Consider the following 21,790-nt stretch of genomic DNA (forward strand, 5'->3'; position numbering starts at 1 on the left):
CCCCGGTGGCGATCTTCACATCGGTCTGGGCCGAGTACCGCCCAGTAGGTACCCTGCACAGCATGCGTGCACTTCTCGTGGTCAATCCGGCGGCAACCACCACGAGTGCGCGTACGCGCGACGTGCTGATCCACGCGCTCGCGAGCGAGATGAAGCTGGAGGCGGTCACCACCGAGTACCGCGGCCACGCACGCGACCTCGGCCGGCAGGCGGCGCAGAGCGACGACGTCGACCTGGTGGTGGCCCTCGGCGGCGACGGCACGGTGAACGAGGTCGTCAACGGTCTGCTGCACGCGGGCCCCGACCCGGACCACCTGCCCGGCCTCGCGGTCGTCCCCGGTGGTTCCACCAACGTCTTCGCCCGCGCCCTCGGCCTGCCCAACCACGCGGTGGAGGCCACCGGGGCCCTGCTGGACGCCCTGCGCGAGGGCAGCGAGCGGACCGTCGGCCTCGGCCTGGCGTCGGGCACGCCGGGCACGGAGGACGAGGCGGTCCCGGCCCGCTGGTTCACCTTCAACGCCGGCCTGGGCTTCGACGCCGGTGTGGTGGGCCGGGTCGAGCAGCACCGCGAGCGCGGCAAGAAGTCGACGCACGCCCTCTACGTCCGTCAGGTGGTGCGCCAGCTCATCGGCGAGCCGCACCGCCGCAGCGGGACGATCACGCTGGAGCGGCCGGGCGAGGACCCGGTCACCGATCTGGTGCTGTCCATAGTCTCGAACACCTGTCCCTGGACGTTCCTCGGCAACCGTCCGATCTACGCCTCCCCCCAGGCCTCGTTCGACACCGCGCTCGACGTCTTCGGCCTCAAGCGGCTGTCGACCGCCGCAGTCGCCCGGTATGGCACCCAGTTGCTCACTTCGTCCCCCGAGCGCGGGCCGCGCGGCCGGCACGCGGTCACCCTGCACGATCTGACCGAGTTCACCTTGCATTCGAAGGTGCCTCTGCCCCTTCAGATGGACGGTGACCACCTGGGGTTGCGCACCAGCGTGACGTTCACAGGCGTACGCCGTGCACTGCGTGTGATTGTGTGAGCAGAAGGGGCGAAAGTCCTTTCACTCGAACGTTTAGACCAGCATCCACCCCATGGAAGTACGGCTGTGACCTAGTCGACACCGAAGAATCAAAAAAAACTTTCCGGAAGGGGTTGTATCCGCCGCCGAGGTTTGCGAGTCTCTTCTTGGCGATCGGGACAGCCCGCAAGACCGGCATCCACAGATCACCGGAACCCCTCTTCAAACCACAGGACCACGCCAGGGAACCTGGCGGTAGGCCCTTCCCTTGTTGAGGGATTCGTGAAAGCGTTCACATTCACAAGCATCCCAGCATGTAATACCAAGGAGAGGTAGCAGCCATGGACTGGCGTCACCGCGCCGTTTGCCGCGAGGAAGACCCCGAGCTCTTCTTCCCCATCGGCAACACCGGTCCCGCGCTGCTGCAGATCGAGGAAGCCAAGGCCGTCTGCCGTCGCTGCCCCGTCATGGAGCAGTGCCTGCAGTGGGCGCTCGAGTCCGGCCAGGACTCCGGCGTCTGGGGTGGTCTCAGCGAGGACGAGCGCCGCGCAATGAAGCGCCGTGCCGCCCGCAACCGGGCTCGTCAGGCCTCCGCCTGACAACCCACCCCTACTGACAGCCTCAGCTTGGCGGCGCGTACAGCGAGTACGCATCCCCCGCTCCCGAGCCGCAGCGCGCAGTACCCCCGATGCGCATCGGACGACACAGCGCACGAGCACTGGCCTCGGACCTTCACCGGTCCGGGGCTTTTTGCTGTGCGCACGACCCCCGTCGGCCGCTCGTGCTACTTCTCGACGGGCACCGGAATGTCGAGGATCACCCGGGTGCCGCGCTCCGCGGCCGGGACCATGTCGAAGCTGCCGCCCAACTCGCCCTCCACCAGGGTGCGGACGATCTGAAGGCCGAGATTGCCGGAGCGGTGCGGGTCGAAGTCCTCGGGCAGCCCGACGCCGTCGTCCTGGACGGTGACGAGCAGCCGGGCCTCCTTGGTCGTACCGCCGCGGACGGCCGAGACCTCGACCGTGCCGGTGTCGCTGTCCCGGAAGCCGTGCTCCAGGGCGTTCTGGAGCACCTCGGTCAGCACCATGGACAGCGGGGTGGCGACCTCGGCGTCGAGGATGCCGAAGCGGCCGGTGCGCCGGCCGGTGACCCTGCCCGGGGAGATCTCGGCCACCATCGCCAGCACCCGGTCGGCGATCTCGTCGAACTCCACGCGCTCGTCCAGGTTCTGGGAGAGCGTCTCGTGCACGATCGCGATCGAGCCCACCCGGCGCACGGCCTCCTCCAGTGCCTCGCGGCCCCGGTCGGACTCGATGCGCCGGGCCTGCAGGCGCAGCAGAGCGGCCACTGTCTGGAGGTTGTTCTTCACCCGGTGGTGGATTTCCCGGATGGTGGCGTCCTTGGTGATCAACTCGCGTTCGCGGCGGCGCAGTTCCGTCACGTCGCGCAGGAGTACCAGCGAACCGATGCGGGTGCCCTTGGGCTTGAGCGGGATGGCGCGGAACTGGATCACTCCGTCGTGCGCCTCGATCTCGAACTCGCGCGGCGCCCAGCCGCTGGCCACCTTGGCGAGCGCCTCGTCCACCGGCCCGCGGGACGGGGCGAGTTCGGCGGTGGTCCGGCCCAGGTGGTGGCCGACCAGGTCGGCCGCGAGCCCCATCCGGTGGTACGCCGACAGCGCGTTCGGGGAGGCGTACTGGACGATGCCGTCCCCGTCGACCCGGATGAGGCCGTCGCCGACGCGGGGCGAGGCGTCCATGTCGACCTGCTGGTTCTCGAACGGGAAGGCGCCGGCCGCGATCATCTGGGCGAGGTCGGAGGCGCTCTGCAGGTAGGTGAGTTCCAGGCGGCTCGGCGTGCGCACGGTAAGCAGGTTGGTGTTGCGGGCGATGACCCCGAGGACCCGTCCCTGGCGGCGTACGGGAATGGACTCGACGCGGACCGGGACCTCCTCGCGCCACTCGGGGTCGCCCTCGCGCACGATGCGGCCCTCGTCCAGGGCGGCGTCCAGCATGGGGCGCCGACCGCGCGGGACCAGGTGGCCGACCATGTCGTCCTGGTACGAGGTGGGGCCGGTGTTGGGCCGCATCTGGGCGACGGAGACGTAGCGCGTGCCGTCGCGGGTGGGGACCCACAGGACCAGGTCGGCGAAGGAGAGGTCGGACAGCAGCTGCCACTCCGAGACCAGCAGATGGAGCCACTCGAGGTCGGAGTCGTCGAGCGCGGTGTGCTGGCGTACCAGTTCGTTCATGGAGGGCACGTGGCTGAGCGTACCTGGCGGTACGGACAGCGATCGAAACCAGCCGTCGGCCACTGCTCCCCCGCCGCCGGCGTGGCCCGGACGGGCCCCGGAAACACCCGCGGGCCGCGGCGCCTGAGAGGGACCCTCAGCCCTCCCGGCACCGCAGCCCGGAGCAACATCGGCCGTGGGGTGTGCGGTCCCGGTCGGCCGAAGGATGAGGAGCCGGGGCAGTCAGGGCAGAGAGACCCGGTTCCTCGGTCCGTCCTCCTGTGCGGGGAGGACGGAAGCCTGGCGATCACCTTGCGTGAGCGACACGGTCAGTGCCTCAGCGACCATTGTGGACTAGACCACTAACCGTGTCCATGCGGTGGACGTTGTTTGTTGTTGGTGACTTGTGCCGACTGCGCCCCCGTCCGGCAGCCGTCAGAAGCCTAACCCCGTTGGCTCAGCCTCGGGGCCGGACCGCCGGGACAATTTCCGCGAGCGCCTCCGGTTCCGCGGCCGTGCGAACGCCGGGGCCGCCGTGCGGCCGGCCGTTTCGGCACGCCCGCGAGGCCCTGCTCTGTTAGATTGGTCTAAACCACATAGCCAGTCCCGGGCCCCGGGTGAGTCCTCTCTTCGAAACGGCAGGCCAGCGTGGAAGTTGTCATCGTTCCCGATGCCAAGGCGGGCGGCGAACTCGTAGCCGAAGCCATGGCACAGCTGCTCCGGCGCAAGCCCGACGCCCTGCTCGGGGTGGCCACCGGCTCGACGCCGCTTCCCGTGTACGAGGCGCTGGCGGCCAAGGTGCGCTCGGGTGCCGTGGAGACCGCGCGGGCACGGATCGCCCAGCTCGACGAGTACGTGGGGCTGCCCGCTGAGCACCCGGAGTCGTACCGCTCGGTGCTGCGGCGCGAGGTGCTCGAACCGCTGGGCATCGGCATGGACGCCTTCATGGGCCCGGACGGCACGGCCACGGACGTGCAAAGCGCGTGCGAGGCCTACGACCGGGCGCTGGGCGGGGCCGGTGGCGTCGACCTCCAGCTGCTGGGCATCGGCACCGACGGCCACATCGGCTTCAACGAGCCGTGTTCCTCGCTCGCCTCGCGGACACGGATCAAGACCCTGACCGAGCAGACCCGCGTCGACAACGCGCGCTTCTTCGACGGCGACATCGAGCAGGTGCCGCACCACGTGATCACGCAGGGCATCGGCACGATCCTGGAGGCGCGGCACGTGGTGCTGCTCGCCACCGGCGAGGGCAAGGCCGACGCGGTCGCCGCCAGCGTCGAGGGTCCGGTCGCGGCGGTGTGCCCGGCCTCCGCGCTGCAACTGCACCCGCACGCCACGGTCGTCGTCGACGAGGCCGCCGCGTCCAAGCTGAAGCTCGCCGACTACTTCCGGCACACCTACGCCCACAAGCCGGACTGGCAGGGCATCTGACCCACCCGGTCCGGGTCCGCCGGGCCGGACACCCACGTGCGAGAGGCGCCGGATCCCGTCCCAGGGACCCGGCGCCTTCGTCGTGCCCGCGCCCGCCCGTCCCCGCGCCCGGCGGGCACGCGTCCGTGCGGGATCCGGCCCCCTGCGGCCACACACGCCGAAGGCGCCGGTCCCGTCACGGGACCGGCGCCTTCGGTACGGCGGCCGGGTGCCGGTCAGACGCCGGCGATGGCCTCCGCGGCCGCTCGGCCGCAGACGCGGGCGGCGCCGTGGGTGGCCAGGTGGAGGGCGCCGCGGGCCTCCGCGCGCGGGACTCCCATCTCGACGACGACCGTGTCCGGGCGGGCCGCCAGCAGGACGTCCAGGGCGGAGGCCATCCACGGGTGGCGGTGCTCGTCGCGGACGACGGCGACGATACGGCGGGAGCCCGCCGCGGCGAGCGCCTCGCTTCCGGCGTCGGCGCCGTTGAAGGTGCCGGTCTCGGTGCCCGGCAGCAGGCGGCGGAGCTCGGCGGCGACACCCCAGGGCGTCTCGTCGCCGACCGCGATGTTCGCCACGGGGGTGAACGCGGCGACGTAGGGCGGCTCGGTGAGCGGGGTGAACTCCTCGGCGACGGTGACGCGCACGGCACGGCGCGCGGCGCGCAGGCCCACGTCGCCGTCGGCGGTGTCCTCGGACCGGCCGCCGTCCGGACGGTTCGCCGCGGTCCAGCGGGCCAGGGCCCTGACCCGTTCCGCCGCGTCGGCCAGGCGCTCCTCGGGCAGTTCGCCCGCGCGGACGGCCGCGACCAGCGCGTCGCTCAGCCGCCGTACGGTGCCCTCGTCGGACAGGCCGCCGCCCACGCAGATCGCGTCGGAACCGGCCGCGATGGCCATGGCGGTGCCGCGTTCGATGCCGTAGGTGCCGGCGATGGCCCGCATCTCGATGCCGTCGGTGACGATGAGCCCGTCGTAGCCCATCTCGCCCCGGAGCAGGTCGGTCAGGATGCGCCGGGACAACGTTGCCGGAAGGTCCGGGTCCAGGGCCGGGACCAGGATGTGGGCGCTCATCACGGCGCGGGTGCCGGCCGCGACGGCGGCGCGGAAGGGGACCAGGTCGCGCTCGGCGAGCACGTCGGCGTCCACGTCGATGCGCGGCATGGCGTGGTGGGAGTCGATGCCCGTGTCGCCGTGGCCCGGGAAGTGCTTGGTGCAGGTGGCCACGCCCGCGGACTGCATGCCGGTGACGTAGGCCGCGGTGTGCCGGGCGACCAGGTCGGTGTCGGCGCCGAACGCGCGTACGCCGATGACCGGGTTGTCCGGGTTGGAGTTCACGTCGGCGGACGGGGCCCAGTTGAAGTCGACGCCCGCGGCGGCGAGCCGGCGGCCCAGTTCCGCGGCCACGGCGCGGGTGAGCCCGACGTCGTCCACGGCGCCGAGGGCGTGGTTGCCGGGGAAGGAGGAGCCGGTGCGCACCTCCAGGCGGGTGACGTCACCGCCTTCCTCGTCGATCGCGACCAGCACGTCCTCGCGCTCGGCGCGCAGCTGTGCGGTCAGGGCGGCCACCTGCTCGGGCGAGGTGACGTTCCGCCCGAACAGGGCGACGGAGGCCAGCCCTTCGCCGAGCCGGCGCAGCAGCCAGTCGGGGGCGGTGGTGCCGGCGAAGCCGGGCTGGAGGACGGTGAGCGCGTCGCGGGTGAGGGTGTCGGTGGCCCTGGCGAGGGTGGTCATCGAGGCGTTATCCCTTCACGGCGCCGTCGGTGAGCCCGCTGACGGCCTTGCGCTGGAGGTAGACGAAGAGGATCAGGATCGGGATGGCGAACAGGGACGAGGCGGCCATGGTCGCGCCCCAGTCGTCGCCGAACTGGGTCTGGAAGCTGGACAGCCACAGCGGCAGCGTCTGCGCCTCGGCGTCCTTGTTGAGCACCAGAACCAGGGCGAACTCGTTGTACGCGGTGATGAAGCCGAACAGTGACGTGGACATCAGGCCCGGCGCGAGCAGCGGCAGGATGATGAGACGGAACGCCTGGGGGCGGGTGCAGCCGTCGACCATCGCCGATTCCTCCAGCTCCTTCGGCACCGCGGCGACGAAGCCGCGCAGCGTCAGAATGGTGAAGGGCAGGATCATCATCATGTAGAAGAGCGTCAGTGGCACGAGGCTGTTCAGCATCGACGTGTCGCGCACGATCATGTAGACCGCGATGACCATGACTTCCCAGGGCGCCATCTGGGCCAGCATGAAGCCGACGATGAAGCCTCGCCGCCCCTTGAACCGCATCCGCGCCAGGGCGAAGGAGCCGGCCAGCGCGATGATCAGCGAGAAGACGACGGCGAGGACGGTGACCGTCAGCGAGTTGGTGACGTACGACCAGAAGTGGTCCACGTCGACCGCGGTCTTGAAATTCTCGAAGGTGATGTCGGTCGGGAACCAGACCGGGTTCTCCGAGAGGATGTCGTTCCTCGGCTTGAGGGCCGTGGAGAACATCCAGTACACGGGGAACACGAGGCCGATGAACAGGACGACGGCCGTGACGTTGGGCCACAGACGGCCGAAGAGCGAGCGCTTCACAGCTCGTCCTCCTCTTGCTTGAGCACGATCCTGAGGTAGTACGCGGTCAGGCCGAGCAGGATCAGGATGGTCAGTGCCGCGATCGCCGCGCCCATTCCGTAGTGCTGGTTGCCGACACCCTCGACGTAGGCGTAGACGGGCAGGATCTCGGTCAGCCGGTCCGGGCCGCCCGCGTTGATGAGGTAGACCTGCACGAAGGCCTTGAAGACCCAGATGACCTCGAGGAACGTCGTGGCGTAGAGGAACGGCCGCAGGAACGGCATGGTGACCGTGGTGAAGCTGCGCCAGGCGCCCGCACCGTCGAGGGACGCGGCCTCGTACAGCTCCTTCGGGATGGTGGTGGTCGCCGCGTAGAGGTTGATCGCGACGAACGGGATGGACATCCACACGATCAGCAGTGTGACGACGAAGAAGGTCGACATCTGGCTGCTGGTCCAGCTGAAGTCGGCCATGGAGTGCCAGCCGAGCTTGTCCAGGACCCAGTTGACGACGCCGAAGCGCTCGGCGAACAGCCACTTGTACACGGTGGTGGCGGCCACGATCGGCATGGCCCAGGCCAGGATCAGCCCCAGCAGCAGGAGGAAGCGCATCCGCTTTCCGAGGCGGGCGAGCAGCAGGCCGATCAGCGTGCCCAGAACCATGATCAGGACGACGTTGACCGCCGTGAACAGGATCGAGCGGAGAGTGACCCGCCAGAAGTCCTCGCTGGTAAGGGTCTCCTTGTAGTTGTCGACCCCGTTCCACTCGGTCACATGCTGGATCAGCTGCGACATGTTGAGGTTCTGGAAGGACAACAGGAGGTCCTTCACCAGCGGCCAGCCGAGCAGCAGCACGGTGGCCGCGACGGCGGGCAGCAACAGCAGATACGGGCCCAGCGCGCCGGCGCGCGACGCGGCTCCTGCTCCGGGCCCGCCGGTTCCCCCACCGTCCGCCTTGCGGACGTCCGACGGGCCTGAGGGCGGCCGTTCGGTCTGCACGGTCATGCTCGCGGTCTCTCTCTTCTCGACCTGTTCGCCTCGACGCCGGGGCGGGAGCCGTCGTGTGTCAGCCCCCGCCCCGGCTCACCCGGTGCTACTGCTGCTGCGCCAGGCGCTTGTTGAACTCGCCCTCGACCTGCTTGGCGGCCTCGGCCGGGGACTTCCCCTTCATGACGGCCGTCAGGTACGTCTTGATCGGGTTCGGGTCGTTCTCGACCGCGGCCCACTCCGGGATCAGCGGCGTGGTGTCACCGGTCCCGGCGGCCGGCGCGGCGGCCTCGGCGGCGGCGTTGCCCTTCAGGTTGCTCTGCAGCGCGTCCTTGTTCGGGATGACGCCGTTGGCCTTGGCCAGCGCACCCTCGTACTTGTCGGAGAGCGCGAGCTTCAGGAACTCCTTGGCGAGCTCCTGCTTCTTGCTGCCCGCGGCGACGGCCAGGTTGGAGCCGCCGAGGAAGACGCCCTCGGGCTTGTCGGCCGTGGGACCCGGGATGGTGAAGTAGCCGAGGTCCTTCTCGATCGCCGGGTTGGTGGCGATCGCCGTGGCGCCTTCCCAGCCCATGCCGATGAAGGAGCCGGTCTTGCCCTTGGCGAAGATCTCACCCTGCTGCGGGGTGGCCTCGTCCTTGTCCTTGGGGGCCTTGGACAGGGCCTGGAACCTCTTGTAGGTCTCCGTGGCGGCGGCGACCTTCGGGTCGTCCAGGTTGGAGACGTACTTGTCGCCGTCCTTCTTGACCAGCTCGCCGCCCTCGCCGATGACCAGGCCCACGAAGTGGTACCAGTTCTGGCCGGGCAGGTAGATCGGCTCGGCGTCGGTCTTCTCGCCGATCGTCTTGAGGTCGTTGTAGAACTCGTCGCGGGTCTTGGGCGTCTCCTTGATGCCCGCGTCCGCCCAGATCTTCTTGTTGTAGACGACGACGCGGTTGACCACGAACCACGGGGCCGCGTACTGCTTGCCGTCGAAGACGGCGGACTTGTTGAGGGACTCGGACCAGTCGGTGCCGATCTCGCTCTTGAGGTCGCTCAGGTCCGCGAGGCCGCCGGTCTTGGCGTAGGCCGGGGTCTGGGTGTTGCCGATCTCGAAGACGTCGGGCGGGTTGTCCTCGGAGAGGGCGGTGGTCAGCTTCTGCTGGATGCCGTTCCACTTCTGGATCTCGAACTTGACCTTGGCCTTGGTCTTCGCCTCGAACTCCTTGGCGAGGTCCGCCTGCCAGTCGTCCGGCGAGGAGCCGTCCATCACCCAGACGGTGAGCGTCTCGCCGGCGTAGCCGTCGGCACCGGCCTTCTTGCCGTCGTCGTCGCTGTCGCCCCCGCACGCGGCGATCGAAACCATCATGCCCGCGATACCGATCGCGGCTATAAGCTTGCGCTTCACGCCAACCCTCCTCAGGGATGCCACACAACCCCCCTGCCTCCCCGCGGTTGCTCGTCGACGCGGACCGCCCATGGGGCCGGGACCTGGACCAATGGTGTAGACCAGTAGGGGGAGCTTGGCCCAGACCAATAGGACTGTCAAGGGTGTTCAAACCCAGGCGTTGCCTCCGTGATGGGACCGAGATATGCAGGGACCTTTCATTGCGCAAGCGACAGTTCGGGCGGACCGGGACCGGGTGTACCACCCCCCACCGAATGACCTGCCGGCCGGGCTCCGAACGCGCGTACCAGCGACGCCTGACCCCCCTGTGGACTAGACCAAGGGTGTTCCCCCGGGTATACAGAGGGGATCACGGAGCGTGCGGGGGCCATCCCGGCGCGAAGCCGTGCCACGATGTGAGCCGTGGCCGACAGGGAAGCGGTCGCTTCGGCACCCGGAGCCGGGAAGGCAGAGCATGAGCACCGACGTCAGCAGTGCGGAGAACGAGGGTGGGGCGACCGTCCGTACCGCGCGCGTGCCCAAGTACTACCGTCTGAAGAAGCATCTGCTCGACATGACCCGGACCCAGACGCCGGGCACACCGGTCCCGCCCGAGCGCACCCTGGCCGCCGAGTTCGACACCTCGCGCACGACGGTGCGCCAGGCCCTCCAGGAGCTGGTCGTCGAGGGCCGCCTGGAGCGCATCCAGGGCAAGGGCACCTTCGTCGCCAAGCCCAAGGTGTCGCAGGCGCTGCAACTCACCTCGTACACCGAGGACATGCGGGCCCAGGGTCTCGAACCGACCTCTCAGCTCCTGGACATCGGCTACATCACCGCCGACGACCGGCTCGCCGGACTGCTGGACATCACGGCCGGCGGCCGGGTGCTGCGCATCGAGCGGCTGCGCATGGCCAACGGCGAACCGATGGCCATCGAGACCACCCACCTCAGCGCGAAGCGCTTCCCGGCGCTGCGCCGCTCCCTGGTGAAGTACACGTCCCTCTACACCGCGCTCGCCGAGGTGTACGACGTCCATCTCGCGGAGGCCGAGGAGACCATCGAGACCTCCCTGGCGACCCCGCGCGAGGCCGGTCTGCTCGGCACCGACGTGGGCCTGCCCATGCTGATGCTCTCCCGGCACTCGCAGGACCGCACCGGTCAGCCGGTGGAGTGGGTGCGCTCGGTCTACCGGGGCGACCGCTACAAGTTCGTGGCCCGCCTCAAGCGGCCCCAGGACTAGACCTGCCGCCCGGCACATAACCGGCATACCTCCACGCGCGCGGGCGCGAAGTTGCGGTTGAGGACCGATATACGGACGAGGTCTTCCGCTGTCTTGACACCGTCACCTACATTTCGTGCGCACTGCACGAGGTGATCAGCGAGGGGACGGAGCCGCGCATGTCAGAAGACACAGAAGTGAGCAGAGAGCCGGTGGTGACGCCGGTGCGCGTCGTCATCGGGTTCTGTCTCGTCGCACCGTTCGTGGCCATGCTCTGGGTCGGTTCGTACGCGAAGACGGACCCGGACTTCATCGGCATCCCGTTCTTCTACTGGTACCAGATGGCCTGGGTACTGATCTCCACCCTGCTGACGGTGACCGCGTACAAGCTGTGGCAGCGCGACCAGCGCGACCAGCGCGGGCGCCGGGAAGGCGGGGCCAAGTGAACGACGGCGTGAACGGCGTCGCACTCGCCGTCTTCATCTTCTTCTTCGTGCTCGTCACCGCCATGGGCTTCCTGGCCGCGCGCTGGCGCAAGGCCGAGAACGAGCACAGCCTCGACGAGTGGGGCCTCGGCGGCCGCTCGTTCGGCACCTGGGTCACCTGGTTCCTGCTGGGCGGCGACCTGTACACCGCGTACACCTTCGTGGCCGTCCCGGCGGCGATCTACGCGGCGGGCGCGGCCGGCTTCTTCGCGGTGCCGTACACGATCCTGGTCTACCCGCTGATCTTCACCTTCCTGCCCCGCCTGTGGTCGGTCTCGCACAAACACGGGTACGTGACGACCTCAGACTTCGTGCGCGGACGGTTCGGCTCCAAGGGCCTGTCGCTGGCGGTCGCCGTCACGGGCATCCTGGCGACCATGCCGTACATCGCGCTCCAGCTGGTCGGCATCCAGGCCGTGCTCGACGTGATGGGCGTCGGTGGCGGCCAGGACACCAACTGGTTCGTCAAGGACCTGCCGCTGCTGATCGCCTTCGGTGTGCTGGCGGCGTACACGTACTCGTCGGGGTTGCGCGCGCCCGCGCTGATCGCGTTCGTGAAGGACACGCTGATCTACATCGTCATCGCGGTGGCGATCATCTACATCCCGATCAAGCTGGGCGGCTTCGACGACATCTTCGCGTCGGCGAGCGACAAGTTCACCGAGTCGGGCAAGGGTGGAGTGGTGCCCGACTCCGGGGGCCAGTGGACGTACGCGACGCTCGCGCTCGGTTCGGCCCTGGCGCTGTTCATGTACCCGCACTCGATCACCGCGACGCTGTCCTCGCGCAGCCGTAACGTGATCCGGCGCAACACCACGATCCTGCCGCTGTACTCGCTGATGCTGGGCCTGCTCGCGCTGCTCGGCTTCATGGCGATCGCGGCCGGGGTCAAGGTGGAGAACGGCCAGCTGGCGATCCCGCAGCTGTTCGAGAACATGTTCCCGGACTGGTTCGCGGGCGTGGCCTTCGCGGCGATCGGCATCGGCGCGCTGGTCCCGGCTGCGATCATGTCGATCGCGGCCGCGAACCTCTTCACCCGCAACATCTACAAGGACTTCATCAAGCCGGACGCCACGCCGCAGCAGGAGACCAAGGTCTCCAAGCTGGTGTCGCTGCTGGTGAAGGTGGGCGCGCTGATCTTCGTCCTGGGCATGGACAAGACCGTCGCGATCAACTTCCAGCTGCTGGGCGGCATCTGGATCCTGCAGACCTTCCCGGCCCTGGTCGGCGGCCTGTTCACCCGCTGGTTCCACCGCTGGGCGCTGCTCGGCGGCTGGGCGGTCGGCATGGTCTACGGCACGGTCGCCGCCTACGGTGTCGCCTCGCCGACGCAGAAGCACTTCGGCGGCTCCTCCGACGAGATCCCCGGCATCGGCGAGATCGGCTACATCGGCCTCACCGCCTTCGTGTTGAACGTCCTGGTCACCGTGGTCCTGACCTTCGTCCTGAGGGCGGTCAAGGCGCCCGACGGCGTCGACGAGACCCAGCCGAGCGACTACACGGCGGACGCCGGCGACCCGGGCGTCGAGGTGGAACTGCCGCCGGCCACGGCGGGCAGCTCGCACTGATCCCCGGTTCGAGGCGGGCCGTCGGAGAAATCCGGCGGCCCGTTGTCGTACCCGTCGGGCACACTCGGCGTCATGGACTTCGTGATCCGGCGGGCGACGGCCGAGGAGTACGACACCCTCGGCGAGATCACCGCGCAGGCCTACCTGCGCGACGGCCTCCTCGACTTCGGGGAGAGCGATTCGTACCTGGACGAGCTGCGCGACGTGGCCAAGCGGGCGGCGGCCGCCGAGGTGCTGGTCGCCGTGGCCGACGGCCGGGTGCTCGGCGGCGTGACCTTCGTGCCGTCCGGCGGCCCCATGGCGGACATAGCGCGCCCCGGCGAGGCCGAGATACGCATGCTCGCCGTCGCCCGGGAGGCACGCGGCCGCGGGGCCGGCGAGGCCCTCGTGCGGGCCTGCGTCGACCGCGCCCGGGCCGTGCCGGGGTGCACCGGCGTCGTGCTGTCGACCCAGGCCGCCATGCGCACCGCGCACCGCCTCTACGAGCGTCTGGGCTTCGTCCGCACGCCCGACCGCGACTGGAACCCCCTGCCGGAGCTGGACGACATCATGCTGCTCGCCTACGCACTGACGCTCTGACACGGTCGCGGCACCCCGTCACAACACCCCACCGGGACACAACATCTGGGGGCGCTCGCACCGCCGGGCACAAGATGTATGCTCGTGCTCGCTGTCGCCGCAGGGGAATCCGGTGCGAATCCGGAACTGTCCCGCAACGGTGTACTTGCGTGCATCCGTACGTCTTCGCCCGTACGCGCACGCCTGTCCAGTCCGAGGACCTGCCGACGGTGCGCCCGGCCGCCCTGGCCCGGGTGCCATGACGTCCGGGCCTCGTGGAGTGGGCCGGTGGACGCGACGCCGCGTGCGCTCGTGAGCTGCCCCCGCCCTCCCTCCACCAGGCCCCGTGCCGAGCGAGGGAGTGCTCCACGTGACCATCGCGCCAGCCGATCCGGCTTCAGCGGCCCCGGTGACGGCGACCGGGGAACCCGACGGACCCGGTGCCGCACTGCTGCGGACCCTGACCGGGCTGACCGCCGACCTCCCCGGCGCCGACCCCGGCCGGGTGGCCGCCGCCGCACTGCGCGGCCGGTCCGCCCACGCGGACGAGGCCGAGTTGCGGGAGCTGGCCACCGAGGCGGCCGCCGGTCTGATCTCCGAGGACCCGGTCTACTCCCGGCTGGCCGCCCGGCTGCTGACCATCGGCATCCGCGCCGAGGCCGCCTCCCAGGGTGTCGTCGCCTTCACCGACTCCGTGGCCACGGGCCACCGCGAGGGCCTGATCGCCGACCGCACCGCCGCCTTCGTCCGGCTGCACGCGGCCCGCCTGGACGCGCTGGTCGACCGGGACGCCGACGACCGCTTCGGCTACTTCGGCCTGCGTACGCTCTACAGCCGCTACCTGCTCCGCCACCCGATCACCCGCAAGACCGTCGAGACGCCCCAGCACTTCCTGCTGCGGGTCGCCGCCGGACTCGCCGAGGACGACACCACCCGGTCCGTGGACGAGGTCGCCGCCCTCTACGGCCTGATGAGCCGCCTGGACTACCTCCCGTCCTCCCCCACCCTCTTCAACTCCGGCACCCGGCACGCCCAGATGTCGTCCTGCTACCTCCTGGACTCCCCCAGGGACGAGCTGGACTCCCTCTACGACCGCCTGCACCAGGTGGCCCGCCTGTCCAAGCACGCCGGCGGCATCGGCATCGCCTACTCCCGCGTCCGCGCCCGGGGTTCGCTGATCCGCGGCACCAACGGGCACTCCAACGGCATCGTCCCGTTCCTGAAGACGCTGGACGCCTCGGTGGCCGCCGTGAACCAGGGCGGCCGGCGCAAGGGCGCGGCGGCGGTCTACCTGGAGACCTGGCACGCGGACGTCGAGGAGTTCCTGGAGCTGCGGGACAACACCGGCGAGGACGCCCGCCGTACGCACAACCTGAACCTCGCGCACTGGGTCCCGGACGAGTTCATGCGCCGGGTGGACGCCGACGGGACCTGGTCGCTGTTCTCCCCCGCCGACGTGCCGGAGCTGACCGACCTGTGGGGCGAGGAGTTCGACGCGGCCTACCGCAGGGCGGAGGAGGCGGGGCTCGCCCGCAGGACGCTGCCCGCCCGGGAGCTGTACGGCCGCATGATGCGCACCCTCGCGCAGACCGGCAACGGCTGGATGACGTTCAAGGACACCGCCAACCGCACGGCGAACCAGACCGCGACCCCCGGTCACGTCGTCCACTCCTCCAACCTGTGCACGGAGATCCTGGAGGTCACCGACGACGGGGAGACGGCGGTCTGCAACCTGGGCTCGGTCAACCTCGGCGCCTTCGTCGACCCCGCGAAGGGCGACATGGACTGGGAGCGCCTGGACGCCACCGTCCGCACCGCCGTGACCTTCCTCGACCGGGTCGTCGACATCAACTTCTACCCGACCGAGCAGGCGGGCCGCTCCAACGCCCGCTGGCGCCCGGTCGGTCTCGGCGCGATGGGCCTCCAGGACGTCTTCTTCCAGCTGCGCCTGCCCTTCGACTCCCCCGCGGCGAAGGCGCTGTCCACCCGCATCGCCGAGCGGATCATGCTCGCCGCGTACGAGACCTCCGCCGACCTCGCCGAGCGGTGCGGCCCGCTGCCGGCCTGGGAGAAGACCCGTACGGCCCAGGGCGTGCTGCACCCGGACCACTACGGCGTCGAGCCCGCCTGGCCGGAGCGCTGGACCGCGCTGCGCGCGCGCATGGCGGCGACCGGGCTGCGCAACTCGCTGCTCCTGGCCATCGCGCCGACCGCGACCATCGCCTCCATCGCCGGTGTCTACGAGTGCATCGAGCCGCAGGTGTCCAACCTGTTCAAGCGCGAGACGCTGTCGGGCGAGTTCCTCCAGGTCAACTCGTACCTGGTGGACGACCTCAAGCGGCTCGGCGTGTGGGACGCCCGCACCCGTGAGGCACTGCGCGAGGCCAACGGCTCCGTGCAGGGCTTCTCCTGGATCCCCGAGGACGTGCGCGCGCTGTACCGCACCGCCTGGGAGATCCCGCAGCGCGGCCTGATCGACATGGCCGCCGCCCGCACCCCGTACCTCGACCAGGCCCAGTCGCTGAACCTGTTCCTGGAGACGCCGACCATCGGGAAGCTCTCCTCGATGTACGCGTACGCCTGGAAGCAGGGCCTGAAGACCACCTACTACCTGCGCTCGCGCCCGGCGACCCGGATCGCCCGCGCCGCGGGCCGCGCCACCACCGTCCCCGTGCAGGCCGCCCCGGACCCCGAAGCGGTCGCCTGCTCCCTGGAAAACCCCGAGTCCTGCGAGGCCTGCCAGTAATGACCACCGAGACCCCCGCGAACCCCGCGACCACCGCCACGAAGAACCTGCTCGACCCGGGCTTCGAGCTGACCCTGCGCCCCATGCGCTACCCGGACTTCTACGAGCGCTACCGGGACGCCATCAAGAACACCTGGCACGTCGAGGAGGTCGACCTCCACTCGGACGTCGCCGACCTCGCGAAGCTCAGCCCGATGGAGCAGCACCTGATCGGCCGGCTCGTGGCCTTCTTCGCCACCGGCGACTCGATCGTCGCGAACAACCTGGTGCTGACGCTCTACAAGCACATCAACTCCCCCGAGGCGCGGCTGTACCTGTCCCGCCAGCTCTTCGAGGAGGCCGTCCACGTCCAGTTCTATCTGACGCTGCTGGACACCTACCTGCCCGACCCGGAGGACCGCGCCGCCGCCTTCGCGGCCGTGGAGAACATCCCGTCCATCCGGGAGAAGGCCGAGTTCTGCTTCCGGTGGATGGACTCGGTCGAGTCGATCGACCGCCTGGAGACCAAGGCCGACCGCCGCCGCTTCCTGCTCAACCTGATCTGCTTCGCGGCGTGCATCGAGGGCCTGTTCTTCTACGGCGCCTTCGCCTACGTCTACTGGTTCCGCAGCCGGGGCCTGCTGCACGGTCTGGCCACCGGCACCAACTGGGTGTTCCGGGACGAGACCATGCACATGTCCTTCGCGTTCGACGTCGTCGACACCGTCCGCAAGGAGGAGCCGGAGCTGTTCGACGACGAGCTGCGGCAGCAGGTCACCGACATGCTGCGGGAGGCCGTCGAGGCCGAGCTGCAGTTCGCGCGCGACCTGTGCGGTGACGGCCTCCCGGGCATGAACACCGACTCGATGCGGCAGTACCTGGAGTGCGTGGCCGACCAGCGTCTGACCCGGCTCGGCTTCGCCCCGGTGTACGGCTCCGAGAACCCCTTCTCCTTCATGGAGCTTCAGGGCGTTCAGGAGTTGACCAACTTCTTCGAGCGGCGCCCCTCGGCGTACCAGGTGGCGGTGGAAGGCACCGTCGACCTGGACGAGGACTTCTGAGTCTCCTTCTCGTGGCGGACCCGGCTCTCCCCGTCCTCCTGGGCCTCCCTGATCTGACGGTCGATGCGCCTGTCGCGCACGATGCCGATCACCGAGGGCAGGACCATGAGGACGAGGAGTCCGAGGGTCGCGAGCATTCCGACAAGGCCTTCTATCTGGTTTCCGGTCATGACACCACTGTCGCGCCGGATGCTCCTTACCGTCAGTGGCAGGACTGCCGTAAGACCTCGATTTCCTGCCACCGGCGAGGCACACTGGCGGCATGCTGCGCAACGTGGCCGCCGTTCTGCTGGACGGCGCGCATCCCTTCGAACTCGGCGTGATCTGCGAGGTCTTCGGCATCGACCGGAGCGACGAGGGCCTGCCGGGGTACGACTTCGCGGTGGTCTCCGCGGAGGGCCCCGAGCTGACCACCCACGTCGGCGGACTGACCGTCTCGACGCCGTACGGTCTCGAGCGGCTGGAGGAGGCCGACCTGATCGCGGTGCCGGCGGGCAGCGACTTCGTCCGCCGGGAGTACCCGCCCGACCTGCTGGACGCCCTGCGCAGGGCGACGGACCGGGGCACCCGCGTACTGAGCGTGTGCTCCGGCGCCTTCGTGCTGGGCGCGGCCGGCCTGCTGGACGGGCGGCGGTGCGCGGTGCACTGGCACCACGCGGCCGAGCTGAGCCGGCAGTACCCGCGGGCCCGGGTGGCGCCGGACGTGCTCTACGTCGACGAGGACCCGGTCATCACCTCCGCCGGGACGGCCGCCGGCATCGACGCCTGCCTGCACATCGTGCGCAAGGAGCAGGGCACGGAGGTCGCCAACCGGATCGCCCGGCGCATGGTGGTGCCGCCGCACCGGGACGGCGGGCAGGCGCAGTACATCGAGCGGCCGCTGCCGCGCTCCTCCTGCGACACCGTCGGCGAGGTGCTGGCCTGGATGGAACAGCACCTCGACGAGGAGGTCACCGTCGAGCAGCTCGCCGCACGGGCGCACATGTCCCCGCGCACCTTCGCCCGCCGCTTCCAGCAGGAGACGGGGACGACCCCCTACCGATGGATCCTGCGCCAGCGGGTGCTGCTGGCCCAGCGGCTCCTCGAGGCGACGGACGAGACGATGGACGCGATCGCCTGGCGCGCCGGTTTCGGCACGGCGGCGGCCCTGAGGCACCAGTTCGTCCGGACCCTGGGCACCACCCCGCACGCCTACCGGCGCACCTTCCGGGGCCCGGAGGCCGCCGCCTGATTCCCTACGTCCGTGTCACCGCGCCACCGGCCTGACCAGCAGGTCGTGCGGACGCAGCGTGATGCCGACCCGGACCGCGTCGTTCGAACCCGCCACCTGCTCGAAGCGGTACTTCGTGGCGAGCGCGGCCGTGATCAGCGTGAGCTGTGCCATCGAGAAGTGGTCGCTGGGGCACTTCCGCTTGCCCGCACTGAACGGCTTCATGGCGTATTTCGGCACATTCTTCGCGCGTTCCGGCAGCCACCGGTCCGGGTCGAACTCCAGGTTGTCGTCGTACGACTTCGGATCGCGTTGGATTGCGTACGGACTGTAGATGATGTCCGCACCGGCCGGAATGCGATAGCCACCGAGTTCGCTCTCGGCCACCGTGCGCCGCGTCAATACCCATACGGCGGGACGCAAACGCATGGCCTCCACGATGACATTGCCGGTGTGCGTGAGCTTCCGGACGTCCTCGAATGCCACGGGACGCCCGCCGGTGACCGCCTCGACTTCGTCGCGTATGCGGTCGGCATGTTCCGGATGGTCGGCAAGTGCCTGGAGCAACCACATGATCGTGGACGCGATGGTTTCACTGCCCGGGGTGAGTATCGCGACCACCTGGTCGTGGATCTCCTGTTCCCCGATCGGGTCGCCATTGTCGTCCTTCGCCTCCAGCAATGCCGTGAGCAAATCGTCCGGCTTTTGACCGGATGCCCGGCGTTCGGCGATGATCTCGTCGACCAGCAGGTGCAGATCGGCCAATGCGTCGTTGAATCGGCGGTTGGCCGGAAGCGGCAGCCGGTAGAGCGGTCCGAGCGGGACCACCATGCGCCGGTACATGCCCCGGAAGACGGTGGCGAGCGCGACGCACAGCCGCTCGGCCCGCTCGTCCATGTACTGCCCGCGCAGCAGGCAGCGGGCCGCTACGCGCACGGCGATCCGGAAGGACTCGGAGGTCGCGTCGATCGTCCGGCCGGCCTGCCAGCGCTCGGTGAGCGCGTGGGCCTCCTCCTCCATGATCGGCCCGTAGGCGGGGATGGCGTCGAGCCGGAACGCCGGCTGGATGGTGCGCCGCTGGCGCCGGTGGAGCGGACCGTTGGCGGTGGCCACACCCTCCTTGCCGAGCAGCCCCTCCAGCGACTCCCACAGCGGGCCCGCTATGTGGTAGTCGGGGTTCAGGGCGAGGGCGCCGGTCAGCTCGGGGTTCGTGACCGCGTAGACGGTCTTGGGGCCGAGCTTGATGCGCACGACGTCACCGTGGTCGCGCAGCTGGGACATGAAGGCCAGCGGGTCGCGGGCCAGCCGCCAGCCGTGGCCGAGCAGCGGCACGCCGCCGCCCGCGACGGGCGGTTCGCGCAGCTCCGGTGCTCCCGGTGCGCCTGGTGCACGGGTTTCGGGGTTGACGGACTCGACGGTCATTTCTCACCTGCCGCTTCGTTGTTGACGTACGGGGGCGTGGACCGGTCGTCCCAGCTGTCGACCATGTAGCGGCCGGACTCGTGGTGGAACCAGTAGACGGAACTGAACCAGTTCCGCATATTGCCGACGTTGGCCCGTACGGCGCCGCTCAGTTCCTTTCCGCGTACGGTTCCGTCGGCGAGTCCGTCGGCGAACCGTAAGGCGTCCTGCTCCACGGCAAGGAATTCGGTGATGCATTCCTCGACGCGTCGCCTGACTTCTCCGATGGCTTCTTCCAGCGTGAGTGAATGATGGGTGATGAGACTGATTCCGAGATTGTGGACCTCGTCCCCCGCTATTTCCTTCGGCAGTGAGCAGAGGTCGTTGTACCAGGCGGCGAATTCCTGACTCAGCAGCGCCGCCCGGCGGTATGCCGGGTGTTTCCGTACGGCGTCGGGGAGTTCGCATCCCGAACTCGACTCCAGCAGGTCGGTCCAGATCCAGTGCGCGAAGGTGAGCCGACGCAGTTCGAGGTAGTCCTCGACGCCGGGCACGATTCCGCGCGTGCGATTGTGGAATTCCCTGTCGTACGCCTCGATCACCGCGTGGAAGTGCCGGGCGAACCGGGCGTTCCAGGTGTCCGGCAGGAAGGCGTAGAGCCGCCGGACGCTGTCGGCGAACCCGGCCACCAGCGTGTCCTCGTGGTGCAGGTGGTCCCCGGGTGAGTCGAGCGCCGTGTGCAGCCGGCCGCGCAGCCGCCGCCAGGCGCCGGGACGGCCGTGGACGATGTCGCGGTCGTGCCGGTCGTCCCAGACGAAGAACCACGCGCTGTAGTCCGCTATCGCCTGCATGACCTCGTCGGGTGCGCCGAGGTAGTACCCCGCCATGAGGTCCGTGTAGCACAGGCCATCGGCATATTCATGGACCTTGTCCGCCGGCATGAGCCGCTTTTCGAGCAGCCAGGCGCGGGTGGTCTCCTGGAGCTTCGGCCAATACGGATGCAGTTGCCGGGGAAATGCCGCCTCGATCACCGGGAGACGGAGCGATGACGGTACTGCGATCGCGGTCGGTGTCGCTGTGGTGCCGTGTGAGAAAGCATGCACGAACAAACCCCTCTCAGCCGCCGGTGGCGCACCCCTCTCCCTGAGCGGGGCGTGCGCCGTTGCGTATCCCCGCACTTCCCATTCAGCACCACAACTGACCGTTCTGGGAACGGATTTGCTTCATTCACTACCCCCCGATGCCGGAATTCTCCTGTTGTGTGGCGGCTTTCCGTAGACGCACACAGACGAACGGCGCCCGCTCGGGGGAGACCCGAACAGGCGCCGTGCGCAAGGGAGATGTGGGGCGGGTGAGGCGGTGTCAGTCGTTCGCGACGACGGGGTAGCGCGGCTCGTTCTCGGCCATCTGCCGCAGTGCGTCCTTGCGTTCGCGCTTGGAGAGCCGGTCGATGTACAGGTACCCGTACAGGTGGTCCGTCTCGTGCTGCAAACACCGTGCGAAGTACCCGGTGCCGCGCACCTTGACGGGGTTGCCCTTCTCGTCCTGCCCGGTCACCTCGGCGTAGTCGGGGCGGGCGAGCGGCGCATAGGCGGTCGGCACGGACAGGCAGCCCTCGTTGCTGTCGTCCAGGCTGCGGCGGTCGGCGGGCAGTTCGACCAGCTCGGGGTTGCAGACCACGCCGACGTGACGGACGCCCTCGTCGTCGGGGCAGTCGTAGACGAAGACCTTCTTGGAGACGCCGATCTGGTTGGCGGCCAGGCCCACGCCCTCGGCGGTGCGCTGGCTGGCGAACATGTCGGCCACCAGCTGCTGGAACTCCTCGCCGAAGTCGGTGACGTCCTCGCACTCCTTGTGCAGCACCGGGTTGCCGATCACCGTGATCGGACGCGAGCTGCCGCGCCCGCGCCAGTCGGCCTCACGCTCCTCGCAGTCCTGGGTGTCGACGACGAACCCGTCGTCGTCCACGGGGAGCACGCCCGGGTGCTGCTGATCGGTGTCCTGCTGGGCCATG

The 21,790-nt window shown here is 69.5% G+C and carries 19 protein-coding genes and 1 riboswitch; of the genes, 10 read left to right on the top strand and 9 right to left on the bottom strand.

What is annotated here, in order from left to right; all coding sequences use genetic code 11:
- Positions 1-62: 62 nt before the first annotated feature.
- The gene (locus OHA99_RS12085) at positions 63-1,031 is read left to right on the top strand and encodes a diacylglycerol kinase family protein (RefSeq protein WP_153178018.1); all 969 of its coding nucleotides are present in this window, start codon (positions 63-65) and stop codon (positions 1,029-1,031) included.
- A 320-nt stretch (positions 1,032-1,351) separates the two neighbouring features.
- The gene (locus OHA99_RS12090) at positions 1,352-1,609 is read left to right on the top strand and encodes a WhiB family transcriptional regulator (protein WP_003973730.1); all 258 of its coding nucleotides are present in this window, start codon (positions 1,352-1,354) and stop codon (positions 1,607-1,609) included.
- Positions 1,610-1,794: 185 nt separating this feature from the next.
- On the opposite strand, the gene OHA99_RS12095 is transcribed toward OHA99_RS12090, so the two are convergent.
- Positions 1,795-3,270: a sensor histidine kinase gene (locus OHA99_RS12095; RefSeq protein ID WP_153178019.1), complete on the bottom strand. Its 1,476-nt coding sequence runs from the start codon at positions 3,268-3,270 to the stop codon at positions 1,795-1,797.
- A 618-nt stretch (positions 3,271-3,888) separates the two neighbouring features.
- Between OHA99_RS12095 and nagB the strand changes: the two genes are divergently transcribed.
- Complete coding sequence (gene nagB, locus OHA99_RS12100) at positions 3,889-4,674, top strand: glucosamine-6-phosphate deaminase (protein WP_153178020.1); 786 nt, start codon at positions 3,889-3,891, stop codon at positions 4,672-4,674.
- Between the two features lie 215 nt (positions 4,675-4,889).
- On the opposite strand, the gene OHA99_RS12105 is transcribed toward nagB, so the two are convergent.
- From OHA99_RS12105 to dasA, 4 genes are all read right to left on the bottom strand, one after another.
- Entirely contained in the window at positions 4,890-6,383 is a 1,494-nt protein-coding gene (locus OHA99_RS12105; RefSeq protein WP_405695695.1) for a glycoside hydrolase family 3 protein, read from the bottom strand.
- Positions 6,384-6,390: 7 nt separating this feature from the next.
- Positions 6,391-7,221, bottom strand: coding sequence for a carbohydrate ABC transporter permease (locus tag OHA99_RS12110; protein ID WP_153178022.1), 831 nt, complete (start codon positions 7,219-7,221; stop codon positions 6,391-6,393).
- A complete protein-coding gene (locus tag OHA99_RS12115) occupies positions 7,218-8,204 on the bottom strand; it encodes a carbohydrate ABC transporter permease (RefSeq protein WP_153178023.1) in 987 nt (328 codons plus the stop codon). Before OHA99_RS12115 ends, OHA99_RS12110 begins: the two co-directional genes overlap by 4 nt.
- A gap of 88 nt (positions 8,205-8,292) precedes the next feature.
- A complete protein-coding gene (dasA, locus tag OHA99_RS12120) occupies positions 8,293-9,570 on the bottom strand; it encodes a N,N'-diacetylchitobiose ABC transporter substrate-binding protein DasA (RefSeq protein ID WP_153178024.1) in 1,278 nt (425 codons plus the stop codon).
- A gap of 454 nt (positions 9,571-10,024) precedes the next feature.
- On the opposite strand from dasA, the gene OHA99_RS12125 reads away from it, so the two are divergent.
- From OHA99_RS12125 to OHA99_RS12150, 6 genes are all read left to right on the top strand, one after another.
- Positions 10,025-10,789, top strand: a complete 765-nt coding sequence (locus OHA99_RS12125; protein ID WP_003973740.1) for a GntR family transcriptional regulator — start codon at positions 10,025-10,027, stop codon at positions 10,787-10,789.
- A gap of 158 nt (positions 10,790-10,947) precedes the next feature.
- Entirely contained in the window at positions 10,948-11,214 is a 267-nt protein-coding gene (locus OHA99_RS12130) for a DUF3311 domain-containing protein (protein WP_405695697.1), read from the top strand.
- Positions 11,211-12,821 carry a monocarboxylate uptake permease MctP gene (mctP, locus tag OHA99_RS12135; protein ID WP_405695699.1) on the top strand — a complete coding sequence of 537 codons (1,611 nt, stop codon included), beginning with the start codon at positions 11,211-11,213 and terminating at the stop codon, positions 12,819-12,821. The genes OHA99_RS12130 and mctP overlap by 4 nt, the downstream gene beginning before the upstream one ends.
- A 72-nt stretch (positions 12,822-12,893) precedes the next feature.
- Positions 12,894-13,400: a GNAT family N-acetyltransferase gene (locus OHA99_RS12140; protein WP_153178026.1), complete on the top strand. Its 507-nt coding sequence runs from the start codon at positions 12,894-12,896 to the stop codon at positions 13,398-13,400.
- A 103-nt stretch (positions 13,401-13,503) separates the two neighbouring features.
- Positions 13,504-13,601: riboswitch (cobalamin riboswitch) on the top strand.
- A 148-nt stretch (positions 13,602-13,749) separates the two neighbouring features.
- The gene (locus OHA99_RS12145; RefSeq protein ID WP_405695702.1) at positions 13,750-16,125 is read left to right on the top strand and encodes a ribonucleoside-diphosphate reductase subunit alpha; all 2,376 of its coding nucleotides are present in this window, start codon (positions 13,750-13,752) and stop codon (positions 16,123-16,125) included.
- Positions 16,125-17,165: a ribonucleotide-diphosphate reductase subunit beta gene (locus OHA99_RS12150; protein ID WP_165684864.1), complete on the top strand. Its 1,041-nt coding sequence runs from the start codon at positions 16,125-16,127 to the stop codon at positions 17,163-17,165. Before OHA99_RS12145 ends, OHA99_RS12150 begins: the two co-directional genes overlap by 1 nt.
- On the opposite strand, the gene OHA99_RS12155 is transcribed toward OHA99_RS12150, so the two are convergent.
- On the bottom strand, positions 17,078-17,335 hold the full coding sequence (locus OHA99_RS12155; protein ID WP_153178029.1) for a hypothetical protein: 258 nt from the start codon (positions 17,333-17,335) through the stop codon (positions 17,078-17,080). The two genes, OHA99_RS12150 and OHA99_RS12155, sit on opposite strands and share 88 nt — an antisense overlap.
- A gap of 92 nt (positions 17,336-17,427) precedes the next feature.
- Between OHA99_RS12155 and OHA99_RS12160 the strand changes: the two genes are divergently transcribed.
- Positions 17,428-18,396, top strand: a complete 969-nt coding sequence (locus tag OHA99_RS12160) for a GlxA family transcriptional regulator (protein WP_153178030.1) — start codon at positions 17,428-17,430, stop codon at positions 18,394-18,396.
- 15 nt (positions 18,397-18,411) lie between these two features.
- On the opposite strand, the gene OHA99_RS12165 is transcribed toward OHA99_RS12160, so the two are convergent.
- From OHA99_RS12165 to def, 3 genes are all read right to left on the bottom strand, one after another.
- A complete protein-coding gene (locus OHA99_RS12165; protein WP_153178031.1) occupies positions 18,412-19,797 on the bottom strand; it encodes a cytochrome P450 in 1,386 nt (461 codons plus the stop codon).
- Entirely contained in the window at positions 19,794-20,879 is a 1,086-nt protein-coding gene (cyc1, locus tag OHA99_RS12170; RefSeq protein WP_366473161.1) for an epi-isozizaene synthase, read from the bottom strand. The genes OHA99_RS12165 and cyc1 overlap by 4 nt, the downstream gene beginning before the upstream one ends.
- A 259-nt stretch (positions 20,880-21,138) precedes the next feature.
- Positions 21,139-21,789 carry a peptide deformylase gene (gene def, locus OHA99_RS12175; RefSeq protein WP_405695706.1) on the bottom strand — a complete coding sequence of 217 codons (651 nt, stop codon included), beginning with the start codon at positions 21,787-21,789 and terminating at the stop codon, positions 21,139-21,141.
- Position 21,790 lies beyond the last annotated feature (1 nt).

This window comes from Streptomyces coelicoflavus (assembly GCF_045041415.1).
Classification (GTDB): Bacteria; Actinomycetota; Actinomycetes; order Streptomycetales; family Streptomycetaceae; genus Streptomyces; species Streptomyces coelicoflavus.